General features: G+C 35.6%; 14 protein-coding genes. 6 read left to right on the forward strand and 8 right to left on the reverse strand.

What is annotated here, in order from left to right:
- From PEDSA_RS06660 to PEDSA_RS06680, 5 genes are all read right to left on the reverse strand, one after another.
- The gene (locus PEDSA_RS06660; RefSeq protein ID WP_148233513.1) at positions 1–2,022 is read right to left on the reverse strand and encodes a putative porin; all 2,022 of its coding nucleotides are present in this window, start codon (positions 2,020–2,022) and stop codon (positions 1–3) included.
- 1 nt (position 2,023) lies between these two features.
- Positions 2,024–2,839 (reverse strand): purine-nucleoside phosphorylase, encoded by an 816-nt coding sequence (locus tag PEDSA_RS06665; RefSeq protein WP_013632401.1) that lies wholly within the window; start codon positions 2,837–2,839, stop codon positions 2,024–2,026.
- The gene (gene lpxK / locus PEDSA_RS06670) at positions 2,802–3,872 is read right to left on the reverse strand and encodes a tetraacyldisaccharide 4'-kinase (protein ID WP_013632402.1); all 1,071 of its coding nucleotides are present in this window, start codon (positions 3,870–3,872) and stop codon (positions 2,802–2,804) included. The genes PEDSA_RS06665 and lpxK overlap by 38 nt, the downstream gene beginning before the upstream one ends.
- A gap of 118 nt (positions 3,873–3,990) precedes the next feature.
- Positions 3,991–4,545: a DUF6580 family putative transport protein gene (locus tag PEDSA_RS06675; RefSeq protein WP_148233514.1), complete on the reverse strand. Its 555-nt coding sequence runs from the start codon at positions 4,543–4,545 to the stop codon at positions 3,991–3,993.
- Between the two features lie 34 nt (positions 4,546–4,579).
- Positions 4,580–6,457 (reverse strand): TonB-dependent receptor plug domain-containing protein, encoded by a 1,878-nt coding sequence (locus tag PEDSA_RS06680; RefSeq protein ID WP_013632404.1) that lies wholly within the window; start codon positions 6,455–6,457, stop codon positions 4,580–4,582.
- A gap of 255 nt (positions 6,458–6,712) precedes the next feature.
- Here PEDSA_RS06680 and PEDSA_RS06685 point away from each other — a divergent pair, with 255 nt between their 5' ends.
- Positions 6,713–6,976 (forward strand): hypothetical protein, encoded by a 264-nt coding sequence (locus tag PEDSA_RS06685; protein ID WP_013632405.1) that lies wholly within the window; start codon positions 6,713–6,715, stop codon positions 6,974–6,976.
- A 55-nt stretch (positions 6,977–7,031) separates the two neighbouring features.
- Positions 7,032–7,400 (forward strand): YchJ family protein, encoded by a 369-nt coding sequence (locus PEDSA_RS06690; protein ID WP_013632406.1) that lies wholly within the window; start codon positions 7,032–7,034, stop codon positions 7,398–7,400.
- Here the strand turns inward: PEDSA_RS06690 and PEDSA_RS06695 are convergent.
- Both PEDSA_RS06695 and PEDSA_RS06700 read right to left on the reverse strand, forming a co-directional pair.
- The gene (locus tag PEDSA_RS06695) at positions 7,376–7,888 is read right to left on the reverse strand and encodes a peroxiredoxin family protein (RefSeq protein WP_041536996.1); all 513 of its coding nucleotides are present in this window, start codon (positions 7,886–7,888) and stop codon (positions 7,376–7,378) included. The two genes, PEDSA_RS06690 and PEDSA_RS06695, sit on opposite strands and share 25 nt — an antisense overlap.
- An 18-nt stretch (positions 7,889–7,906) precedes the next feature.
- The gene (locus PEDSA_RS06700; RefSeq protein ID WP_013632408.1) at positions 7,907–9,103 is read right to left on the reverse strand and encodes a BaiN/RdsA family NAD(P)/FAD-dependent oxidoreductase; all 1,197 of its coding nucleotides are present in this window, start codon (positions 9,101–9,103) and stop codon (positions 7,907–7,909) included.
- Positions 9,104–9,221: 118 nt separating this feature from the next.
- On the opposite strand from PEDSA_RS06700, the gene PEDSA_RS06705 reads away from it, so the two are divergent.
- The 4 genes from PEDSA_RS06705 to purE all read left to right on the forward strand — a co-directional run bounded on the left by PEDSA_RS06705 (position 9,222) and on the right by purE (position 12,008).
- Positions 9,222–9,812 (forward strand): NADH-quinone oxidoreductase subunit A, encoded by a 591-nt coding sequence (locus tag PEDSA_RS06705; RefSeq protein WP_013632409.1) that lies wholly within the window; start codon positions 9,222–9,224, stop codon positions 9,810–9,812.
- Positions 9,809–10,294 carry an NADH-quinone oxidoreductase subunit B gene (locus PEDSA_RS06710; protein ID WP_013632410.1) on the forward strand — a complete coding sequence of 162 codons (486 nt, stop codon included), beginning with the start codon at positions 9,809–9,811 and terminating at the stop codon, positions 10,292–10,294. Before PEDSA_RS06705 ends, PEDSA_RS06710 begins: the two co-directional genes overlap by 4 nt.
- 62 nt (positions 10,295–10,356) lie before the next feature.
- Positions 10,357–11,496, forward strand: a complete 1,140-nt coding sequence (locus PEDSA_RS06715; protein WP_013632411.1) for a 5-(carboxyamino)imidazole ribonucleotide synthase — start codon at positions 10,357–10,359, stop codon at positions 11,494–11,496.
- A complete protein-coding gene (gene purE / locus PEDSA_RS06720; RefSeq protein WP_013632412.1) occupies positions 11,496–12,008 on the forward strand; it encodes a 5-(carboxyamino)imidazole ribonucleotide mutase in 513 nt (170 codons plus the stop codon). The genes PEDSA_RS06715 and purE overlap by 1 nt, the downstream gene beginning before the upstream one ends.
- Here purE and PEDSA_RS06725 read toward each other — a convergent pair.
- Positions 12,005–12,568, reverse strand: a complete 564-nt coding sequence (locus tag PEDSA_RS06725) for a YqgE/AlgH family protein (protein WP_013632413.1) — start codon at positions 12,566–12,568, stop codon at positions 12,005–12,007. The genes purE and PEDSA_RS06725 overlap by 4 nt on opposite strands.
- Positions 12,569–12,597 lie beyond the last annotated feature (29 nt).

A 12,597-nucleotide genomic window follows, 5' to 3' on the forward strand; every position in this document is an offset into this window, starting at 1 on the left:
TTAATCGTAGAAATTCCAACTTAAGCCAAAACGTGCTACAGAATAAGGCATTGGATATCTGTCGACAGTATAATACCCCCTGGAGAAAAGCCCCTTGTTCAGATAATCATAACGTACAAACAGGTTTGCCCGTTTCCAGTTAGTTCTTACCCAGGCATCAACTATCGGCCAGGTATCAAATCTTGTATTGTCTTTATTATAAAACTGTCCGATATCAGGCGCATATGAGTTTGCGGTATATTTTCCAAAATATTTAATATCAAAACCAAAGTCCATCTTTAATACTTTAAAAAGATCCTGATGCATATACAAGCTGTGGAAAGTGTATATTTCCGGCGTCCTCAGTACAGATTCATAATCTGTTTTCTGATAAACAATATAATTTTCCAGTGTCAGCTTGCCTACATGAAAATCTTTGGACAATGTTAGTTTCAGCATATTGATATTTCCTGAAACTTGCGCCGGAGTAATGTCGCCATTAGCATCGGCGCCAAAGTATAAATAATTACTCACTAAAAAATATTCAGCTTTAGCTTTTAAATCAAACTTGGGATTACTGTATGCAAAAGATAGATTCTGGGTTTTCGTCCTGTCGAAATTCAAATCCCATCGACGGTGATTGCTCGTTTGCATCTCGTAATTTACAGCCGGACTTTGGTTCTGGGAATAAGCCCCCAGGAAAATACTTCCTACCGAATTGCTCAATTTCACTTCTGAATTTGCTTCGTACAGAAAATCTCCTATATAGGGTCCCTGAAAGATCTGCTGCAGACCAACATTCAGGTTTATCCTATTACTAAGACCATAGGTTACATTTCCTTTTAAGGTTAATGTTTGGAAATTTTTATTGTAAGTGTACTGATTGTATCTGTAATAATCCTGAACCAGCCCTGCGTTTACTTTTACCTCGTTTTTTAAGAAAGAAATCCGTTTCCCTCTGATATAAAAGCTATAGGCAAACTCGTTGCGAACGTGATCTAACCGAGTAGAATCAGAAGTAGAATCCTGGTAAATGTAGTAGTTTTTAAAAAGCCCTGTGGTGTCTACCCTCCCGTATCTAAAATTATATTTTTGTCTGTTATAAGAGAAAGCATAGCTAACCCTTTGCGTGGGTAGGGCAACTTCTCCGCTATCAACTAAACGTTGTTTTCCTATGTTATAAAATTGCTTAACAAAAATGGTATTGTTTTTAACGTTATGTCTCGCATTACCAGCTTCGCGGCTATTATATAATCTTGTCCGCTCGAAAAGAGGCTCTACAATGGTTTTTGCTGTAAAAACACTATCGTTGAAAATAGACCCGGTTTCATTACTTTTAATTGTATTGAAATTAGCACTTACCAGTAAAGTATAACGTTTACTTTTAGATTGGTACCAGTTCCATAGAGAGGCATTTAAAATATCCGAAACCTGCCCCGCATAATATCCCTGTGAACCGGTTTTTGCATATTTTGCTCCCATATTCCAGTTAGGTTTGATATTCTGGCTATGCAAAACATGAAACATTTCTTCCTGTTTTCCTCCAAATGGAGATACATAATACAACTCTGTATATCGCGCTCTGGCCTGATAATATTTAATATCCTGAGGTCCTTCTATATACCTATCAAAATAATGCAAGCCTATATCAAACCCGATATCTTTACGCGGCTCGAATAACATTGGACGGAACGCCATACCCAATACACCTAAATTCATAGTGGGACTATGTGGATCATTGAGCGGATTAAAATGCTGAAAGTCTTTGGCTGTTGTATCCAAATTAAATAATCTGGTACTATCTTCTAAAAAAGCTGCTTTTGTAAATTTAATATACTTAGCATTAAAAACAACAGAGTCTTTTTTACCGTCCAGCTGTTTACGTAAGGAATCGACACTAATATCCCGATTGGAAGTTGGCTTATTTGTACTTGTAGTATCAAAACCAAAACCATCGTTTCTCCTCAATGTAGATCCAAACTGGGCGAAAGCCTGCAATGTATTGACTAAAATAAAAAACAGGAAAAATATCTTTCTGAGCATATTATACATGCTGAATCAGCTCTTTTAAAATCGTTGTCATCTTTGGCTCTGCAACAGTAGCCGTATTAATAATTTCTTGCAAAGATACAGGTTCCAGTACATCATTGAAACCCTCATCTGTAAGTACAGAAACGGCAAAAACATCCAGACCCATATGTCTTGCAACTATAACTTCCGGAACAGTACTCATACCTACAGCATCACCGCCTATAATTCTTAGATATTTATATTCGGATTGCGTCTCCAGATTAGGCCCCGTTACAGAAACATATACTCCAGTGTGGCAGGTAATATCATGTGTCGCCGCTATCTCTAAACCTTTTTTTATCAAATCTCTTTTATAAGGTTCGCTCATATCCGGAAAACGTGGACCTAGCTCTTCGTAATTTGCTCCCACCAGAGGGTTTTCGGGCTGCAGATTGATGTGGTCTTTAATAATCATCAGGTCGCCCTTTTTAAATTCAGGATTTAAAGATCCGCTGGCATTGGAGACAAACAAAGTCTGTATTCCCAGCATTTTCATCACTCTTACAGGAAAAGTAATTTGCTTCATGTTATATCCTTCATAATAATGCAGTCTCCCCTGCATGGCAACCACTTTCTTTCCGCCCAACACACCAAAAATAAGTTTCCCTGAATGGAATTCCAGCGTAGAAATCGGGAAGTTTGGAATATTCGAATACATCAACTTATACTCCACCTCAATATCCTGAACCAAACCACCTAAACCGGTCCCCAGGATAATTCCTATTTCAGGTTTAAATTCGTTGGTTTTCTTTTTAATGTATTCTATCGCTTCGTTTATTTGATATAACATAATTTAATATTTCTTGGTCAAAAACCGACTTATCTTTATCTAAAAACACTATTTCTATCGGCCATTGATAAACAGGAAGTGTGTAGATATGTTTTCTATTTTCGGTAATGTTTAAACGAACAGCATCTTTTTCTGTTGTTATTATTACTTTATCTGTTGCTTCAATATCCTGAAACGCCTCTACAAGTTTAAGCATATTTTTTGTGCTAAACAGATGGTGGTCCGGGTAAAAATGATGTATTATATTATCTGTGTATTTACGAATTTCGTTTACGAGAGGTAGAGGATTTGCTATTCCTGTAATCAATAAAACATGGGTGTCTTTATTAATTGTATTTACAGGTTTTAATTGTCCCGCGAAAATATTTTTAATATCATTGGAGTATCCAATACTGGAAAAAACAACCTTCTGATTATTAAGAGGTTTCATTTTTCTTATAATCTCATCTCGTCGGGTTGTGTTCAATTGTTGTGGACATTTACTGATTAATAAAATATCAGCTCTTTTTCTTTCAACAAATAGATCTCTATAGTTTCCAGCAGGTAACAAGAAGCGTAGCTTATTCAAATTGTAGTAATTAAACACCAAAACATTGAACCCAGGCTTTATAGCTCTGTGCTGATAAGCATCGTCTAAAAGAATAAGATCGTGATTGTGCTGCAACTGTTTGACTCCTGCTACTCTGTCTTCACATACAGACACATCTATAGCAGGGAATTTATTTTTTATCTGTGCAGGTTCATCTCCGCTCAAGGTCGAATCATCATGTTCTTTTACCCACCTGAAACCCTTTGTTTTTCTTCCATAGCCTCTGCTTAAGGTCGCCAAACGATACCCAGAAAGAAGTTTGATAAGATATTCCGTCAATGGTGTTTTCCCCGATCCTCCTACTTCCAGATTACCTACCGAAATAACAGGTAAATCAAAAGATGTAGATGAAAAGACCCCGAAATCGTACAACCTGTTTCTAAGCCATACAACTAATCCGTAAACGGCAGAAATGGGCAAAAGAAGGAGACGCAAATAGTTCATTTATACGATTTGAGCTAACAAAAATAGAAAATTAAGCTATGTATAGATAAATGCTCTACAAATAAAACAAAAAACGCCAGCAAATATTTACTGGCGTTTCTTATCGAATATTATTTTATTAAACTACTGACTCTTTAAAAGAAGCTGATTTTACTTTGTAAAGCTCATAAGCTCCGTACATTAGAGCAGAGAATATAATATTTCCGTAAAGCAGATTTTTCTCAAACGGTATTGCTGCTACCAACGCATTGATATAACCCGAGAAATCTTTAGTGTACGGTCCTGCTAACCATGGCTGAATGTCTGCTAAAATCCAATGTGTAAAAACAGCAGCTATAGTTGCTAAAAAAACATTCGATACGCTTACTTTTTTAATTAAAGAACCGATATAAACCATTACCCCAAAACTCACATATACCAGTTCGATGCCAGGATAATACGGGTTAAACGTTCCGGTATACTTGTAACCTAATAAAATGTCACTTAATAATAAAATAAACAAAGGCACAAAAAAGCTTCTGGTTTTATCTTTAAAATAAGTTCCTCCAAATAGTGCTATTGCACCTACAGGAGTAAAATTCCCCCAACTGTAATTTGATCCTAAATCTAAAAACCTGAAAGATACGGCTATTAAAATAACCAGCGTTATGATGAATTTATTGCTTAAAGACATAGCTATCGTTTTAAAATGTAAAATTATTAAAATCTTATCGAATCTTAAAATTAATCCCTGCATTAAAATTAAAACCTGCAGTGTTGTAACCTACAAATTCATGGTAATTCCTATTGAAAATATTTTTACTATCCACAAAAATGGTCAGATTTTTTAAAGTTTGATATTGTATATAAAGATCCGTTCTGTGGTAATCATGTAAAGTAACTTTAGTCACTTCGTAAGTAGTCAAATTAAAATACGCATCTTCCCTTTTCCCCATCCATTTATGTAATAATGAAGCCGATAAACGTTTAGAAAATTTATAATTCACATTTGCTCCTACAGTATTTTTAGGTCTTCTGGCAAGCGATGTTTCCATTCCTTCTTTGATCACAAAACCACCCGTATAGGTATAAAAAGCCGAAAGTTTAAAAACATCTTCAAGTTTAAATGTAATATCACTCTCCATGCCTTTGGCCTTTTCTGTATTTGCATTCTCATACTGGAACCTACCATCGTCCGCCATTCCAAAATCTATAACGTCTTTAATCCTCCTTTTAAATAAAGAGCTTGTTAAAAAAAGCTTGTCCGACCATAAATTTGCTTCGACTCCAAACTCTGTATTATAAGCTGTTTCAGGCTTTAATCCATTAGTATTTTTAAAGTCAGAAGCCAATTGATACAAAGCAGGCACTTTATATGCCGATGATAGATTTAGGTAAACTTTATAGCGACTGGCTATCAATAACGAAGGGTTCAAAGTGTACGAGAAATTTTTCCCATAACTGCTGTGGTAGTTATAACGTCCTCCCAGTTCATTTCTAAAAATCCCCTTTTTGAAGAACAAAGATGTGTAAACACTGCTTAAATGACTATTTGCATCATCGGAACTAATACTGGCGAATGGACTTACCTGATCTGTGGTAGTATATTTATAGTTAAGTCCAGAGGTAATATCAAACAGATCATTCAACCTGTAAGACAGTATAGTTTGAATATTACTTACAGAACCTTGGTTTTTTGTAATATAGCCAGATTCATCGGCCTTATAAGAGACATTGTTCTGCGTAAAAATCAGGCTCACTTGTCCATTGTTTAATTGATAAGCCCCTTTTAAATTCGCAATAAAGGATTTTTTAAACGAATTGTTTTCCCTGCTATCTGTAAAAGCTCCGGCATCGAACCCCGCCTTGGAATTGCTATAATTAAGGCCCAGATAAAGATTGATTTTTGAAGTTAAACTTTGGCCTAAATTCAGATTTACAGCTTTTTGCTTATAGCTATCCCTTTCAAATTTTTCTCTTCCATCTATATTTTGAGCAGAAGAAAAACCATCAGACACAAGATTGGAAAGATTTAGTGCGACCGTTGTCTGATTCAACTGTCCAGATATGCCCGCATTTTGCTTAAAAGTCCCATAACTTCCCGCAGTTGCCAAAAAATCACCATTCAGTTTCTCTGTACCCTTTTTAGTAATGATATTTACCACTCCGGCCACAGCATCAGACCCCCACAGAGTAGAGCTTGCTCCTTTTAATATTTCTATTCGCTCGATCTGATCTATTGTTATTGCAGAAAGATTATAATCATTAGATATGGTTGAAGGATCGTTCAGAGAAACACCATCAATTAAAAGTAAGGTATTACCCGCAGATGCTCCTCTTACAAATAGCGACACGTTTTCTCCTATATTGCTGTCGCTACCCGAAACGTTAATTCCAACTACCTGACTAAGTAATTGTGCTAAAGTTCTGCCTTGAGACCGATCCAATTCTTCACGTGAAATAACTTTTACTATTTTCCCAATATCACCTAATTTCTTTTCAGACTGTGATGCGGTAACCACTATTTCATTGAGTTCCTTAACTTCCTGACTTATAAGTTGACTGTAGCTAAAAGTAAATACAAGTAAAATGTATGTCCTCTTCATTAGGTTGATAATTCTCAAAATTTAATAAGATAGTTTAAAATACTTTGAATAAAAGTCACGATAAAATCATAATATTTTTATTTGATACAACAAAATCTATCAAGAAAATTTTAAATGCAATTTGGGCAAATGTAAGGCTTATTTCTGTTTTAAAAACCTGTTAACACGGTACTTAATTTATTTTTTGGCATAATTATAGAATACGATTTTATAGGAATGAACAATTAAGTTAAAAAACTCCAAAAACTTATCGCTATGAAAACAATGGAAAGAGTGGGTTTGGCCAAATCAATAAAAAGTGATAAGGCTAAGTTAAAAACTGTATTAAAAGAAAAAGTAAGCAGAGGGCTCGATAAAACGGCATTCAAGACAAATTTGCTTTATGCTGTGGCGATTATCACTATTACTGCATGGATTATTTCTTTAAGGTTGTTTCCTTTTGGCGATACTTTTCAGTTTTTACTTGGTGGCGTAGTGCTTTCAGTTAATTTAATGATTTTTAAACACACAAAGATTTAACTCAATTTTTTTAATCACACCGTCCTGAACTATCTTTGTTGAAAAATCGTCAACAATGTGTCCTTGCGGAAGTAATTTAGATTACAGCCTCTGCTGTATGCCATACCATCAGGCAAAGAAAATAGCTGAAAGCCCTTTATTATTAATGAAAAGCAGATATTCAGCTTATGTGATGGCCGATGCAGATTATATTCTGAAAACTACCGCTCCAACTAAAGTTAAACTCTATAGAAAAGGAGACATTTTAAAGTGGGCCAACTCCAGCAAATGGCTAAAACTGGAAATCCTTTACAGTGGCGAGCAGACAGTTGAATTTAAGGCTCATTATTTCAACGAAAAAATGCAGCTTCAGATTCACCATGAGCGTTCTAACTTCCAGTTACTTAACGGAAAATGGTACTATTTCGACGCAGATTTTTTCTGATTATGATTAGCAGTATCTATCAGTTTAAAAATCTCCTCCATTTTATCGTCATTATTTGCATAAACCAGTAAATCTCTTTTTGGCGAGTACAAATAAAGTGACGGATATCTTTTAGGGTTAAACAACGGTACAAATTCATATTTACCATCATGGAGTATAGTTACTTTCGAATTGTTCCAGAATTTGGGGCCAAACTCGGTTAAAAACATGTGAATAGATTTCTCTACATCCAAAGAAACCAGAACCACATTGGTATTGTAAAGTTTCTCGTAATTCTTATTTACCTTTATCATGGCGTCCTTGCAATGTCCGCAGGTAGCATCGAAAAATATGATGAGTGTGTTTTTCGTTGAATCTAAATCTGTACGCTTAAATGAGGTACTGTCTAGTTTTTGGAACTCGAAATCAGGTAAATAAGGAGTGGGTTCCTGCGCTTCAAGTGTCAATACAAAAAACAGCATTAAAACTGTTAGTATATTCTTCATCATAGTCATTTCCTAGTCTGTTTAAATATTTTGTGCAATTACATATCCACTGGCCCATGCCCATTGGAAATTATATCCTCCCAACCATCCTGTTATATCAACACATTCCCCTCCAAAATACAATCCTTTAACTTTTTTAGATTCTAAAGTTTTAGAAGATAATTCATTTGTTGAAACACCGCCTCTCATAACTTCGGCTTTGTCATAACCTTTATCACCTGCAGGTTTAACCTTAAAATGATGAATAAAGTTTTCAACCGATAACAAATCCTCTTTAGACAAAGAAGCTAAATTTTTATGGATTGGCAATATACTTTCTAAAGCTTCAACGAATTTCTTTGTATAATATTGGCTTAAGAAATTCGATAAATGTTTTTTTCCGTTGTGCTGTCTTTCTTTTAAGATAGCTTCTGCAATATTGATATCAGGCAATAAATTGATATTTATTATTTCACCAGGCCTCCAATAAGAAGAAATCTGTAATATAGCAGGGCCACTTAGTCCCCAGTGTGTAAAAAGAATATTTTCTTCGAAGGAGATTTTATCGTTACTCACTACTGAAAAAATGGAATTTCCGGATAGATTGGCAAACCATTGCTGATCTTTGCCTGTAATGGTAAGCGGCACTAATGCCGGCGCTGTTTTAGTTAAAGTCAGCCCAAATTTCACCGCCGTTTTCAATGCAAAATCTGTAGCGCCCATCTTGGCAATAGGAAGCCCTCCACTGGCCATCACAACTTTTGGAGCAGTAATTTTATTATCCTTCCCATTTCTTTCATAGATAATTTCGAACAATTCTCCATTCTTCTCAACGGACACCGCACTGGAATTCAATAAAATATCCTGCCCCAGGTCTTCGCACAAATTTGCAAAAACATCAATTATATCTTTGGCTTTATTTGATTTAGGGAACAATTGCCCCAGCGTTTTTTCCTGTCCATAAATTCCGTTGGCTTCAAAAAAGGCTATTGTGTCTTCCACGGTCCATTGAGAAAGTGAGGAATTTAAAAAGTGTGGATTTTCTGAAATGTAGTTTTCCTTACTTGCGTAAAGGTTAGTATAATTACACCGTCCTCCGCCCGAGATCAGAATTTTCGCACCTAACTTATCATTCTTTTCTATAATTAGGACGCTTTTTCCCAAATATCCCGCTTGTACGGCACACATCAATCCACAAGCGCCTCCTCCAATTACTACGGCATCATACTTTTTTGACATAGCACAAAAATGGAATTTTGTTCTAATATTTTCACCTATAATGGCAAAATCATTACAAACTATTACGTTCGACACACTATTTAAATCGTAAATTTGTATTAAATTTGCTACCTAGAAAATGGACGAATATTCACAGATAACTGAGTTTGGCAAAGTTCTGATATTCCTGATTATCGGAACTATCTTCGTATGTGCTACCTTTTTCGCAAACAAAATACTTTCTTTAAAAAAACCTAATCCTGAAAAAAACAGTTCTTATGAATGTGGTGAAGAAGTTTATTCCAATTCATGGATTCAGTTTAATAGCCGCTTTTATGTTATTGCTTTAGTTTTCTTGTTATTCGACGTAGAGATGATTTTTATCTTTCCATGGGCGACAATATTTAGCAATAACGAATTAATCGCATTGGATGGAAGATGGGGCTGGCTTACATTTATAGAAATGCTGATTTTTATAAGCATATTGTTGCTGGGGCTGGTTTATGTATGGAGAAAGAAAGACTTACTTTGGATAAAGCCAGAAAATTTAAGTCCTAAGGTTGATACTAAAATTCCTTTGGATGCTTATGCTGTAATTAATGAACAAACATACTTAACGAAGTCAATCTCTCATAGCGAAGTAATAACTAAAAACATCGAAACTGTTCAACCAGAACTCGTTTCTGAAAAGCCAAAATTTGTCCCAAGATTTAAGAAAATTTCATCATGAGCTTAGAAAAACAACTTGAAAACGGGGGCCTGATTGTCACTAAACTAGACGATTTATTAAACTGGTCCCGACTTTCGTCTTTATGGCCATTAAGTTTTGGTTTAGCTTGCTGTGCTATCGAAATGATGGGTTCATATTCTTCAAATTTTGATTTCGACAGACTAGGTGTGTTTCCCCGTCCCAGCCCTAGACAAGCAGATGTCATTATTATTGCTGGTACGGTGACTTTTAAAATGGCAGAAAGAATCAAACGCCTGTACGAACAAATGCCCGAACCTAAATATGTTATCTCTATGGGTTCCTGCTCGAATTGTGGAGGTCCTTATTGGGAACACGGATACCATGTTGTTAAAGGCGTAGATCGTATTATTCCTGTAGATGTTTATGTGCAAGGATGCCCTCCTCGCCCAGAAGCTCTAATTGGCGCAATTATAGAACTTCAACAAAAAATAGAGAAAGAGTCTCTGTTAACAACAACATAATCACATTTAAATTATTATAATATTTACAAAATGCAATTCTTGCCTATTGTAAAACAACAGAAATGAAATCCAACATTACACAAACGCGATTAGGTATTTTAGGAGGTGGACAACTCGGAAGAATGCTTATCCAGGAATCTATCAACCTCAATTTGTCTGTTTCAATTTTAGACCCGGACAAAAATGCTCCCTGTAAAAATATCTGCGATTACTTTGAAGTAGGTGAACTATCTGATTACGAAACAGTATACAATTTCGGTAAAAATGTAGATTTAATTACTATAGAGATCGAAAAAGTAAACGTCGAAGCCTTAGAAGCATTGGAAAAAGAGGGCGTTATGGTATTTCCACAATCCAGAATAATCAGGCTAATCCAGGACAAAGGTTTACAAAAACAGTTTTTTAAAGAAAACGATATACCTACCGCCGATTTTAAACTTATCGCCAACAGAGAAGAATTATTAAAAGAGAATTTCGACTTCCCTTTTATACAAAAACTAAGAAAAGATGGCTATGATGGAAAAGGCGTGGTAAAAATCAGCCAGATTACAGACTATGACAAAGCTTTTGATGCTCCGTCTATAGTAGAAAAAAATATCGATTTCGAAAAAGAAATATCTGTTATTGTAGCCAGAAACGAAAAAGGACAAATTAAAACGTTCCCTTTGGTCGAGATGGATTTTAATGCCGAAGCCAATTTAGTGGAATATCTAATAAGCCCATCAACTTACTCTTTAGAAATCCAACAAAGAGCGGAAAAAATCGCAATAGATATTGCTACCAGCTTGAATATTGTTGGTCTTTTGGCTGTTGAAATGTTCTTAACTGCTGATGGTAATATTCTGGTAAACGAGCTTGCACCAAGACCTCACAACAGTGGACATCAAACTATAGAAGGAAACAAAACTTCTCAATTCATGCAACATCTAAGAGCCATATTAAACCTTCCTCTAGGCTCCACAGAAGCGCTTGGAAATGCTATTATGGTTAATTTATTGGGAGAAAAGGGACATGAAGGCCCCGCTCTTTATAAAGGATTAAAAGAAGTATTGAAAAAAGAAGGTGTATATGTGCATCTATACGGAAAAAAGCTAACCAAGCCTTTCCGTAAAATGGGCCATGTTACTATTGTAGACAACGATAGAGAAAAAGCCATAGAAAAAGCAAAATTTGTAAAAGAAACCTTAAAAGTCATAGCGTAATGTACAAACCTTTAGTAGGTATAATCATGGGTAGCAAATCGGATTTACCGATTATGAAAGATGCTGCAGATTTTTTAAAAGATTTAGGAATTGACTACGAGCTAACAGTAGTTTCGGCGCATCGTACGCCCGAAAGAATGTTTGATTATGCACAAAATGCGGCGAACAGAGGTATAAAAGTGATCATTGCAGGTGCTGGTGGCGCAGCCCATCTTCCTGGAATGGTAGCTTCTTTAACCTCACTGCCTGTAATTGGCGTCCCTGTAAAGTCCAGCAATTCTATAGATGGCTGGGACTCCGTTCTTTCTATATTACAAATGCCAAATGGTATTCCGGTAGCGACAGTAGCTTTAAATGCAGCAAAAAATGCTGGAATTTTGGCCGCTCAAATTATCGGAACTGCAGATGAAAATGTTTTCAAAAAAGTGGAAGCTTTCAAAAATGATCTTAAAGCAAAAATTGAAGAATCTGCAGAAGGATTAAAATCCGAAGGATATCCTACAAATTTCTAATTCCACTCTGGTCTCTCGGGAAAATTGGCTATATGTGCGTATTTTTCGCCTAAATTTATAATTGCCTCTTTCCAAATATCAATTTCAGAGTGTTCAAATACAATAGCTGGATTAATTCTATCAGAAACAATCCAGCTATTTTCATTCAATTCTCTTTTCAATTGCTCTTTGTCCCAGCCAGAGTAGCCAAGAAAAAAACGGATTTCTTCTTCGCTAATATTTCCTAAAGACAATTGTGTCCTTAGCATTTCAAAATCCCCGCCCCAATAAATTCCATCTCTAATTAAATCTCCATCAAAAATCTTATCCGGGCAACTGTGCACAAAATGAAGCGTATCCGGCGAAACAGGTCCGCCAATATAAACTGGGAAATTACAGTCAGTAAATTCCACGAGCAGATCTTTAACCAGCAAGTTGCTCCGCTGATTTAAAATGTACCCAACATGTCCCTCCTCATCTTCTGCTACCAATATTACGACAGACCGTTTAAAGTTATCGTCTAACATAAATGGCTCAGCAATTAAAATGTTCCCTATTTGTGGTAATATTCGATTCAACATGATAATGTCAATATAATAATTTTGTTAAA

The organism is Pseudopedobacter saltans DSM 12145, from assembly GCF_000190735.1.
GTDB lineage: Bacteria > Bacteroidota > Bacteroidia > Sphingobacteriales > Sphingobacteriaceae > Pseudopedobacter > Pseudopedobacter saltans.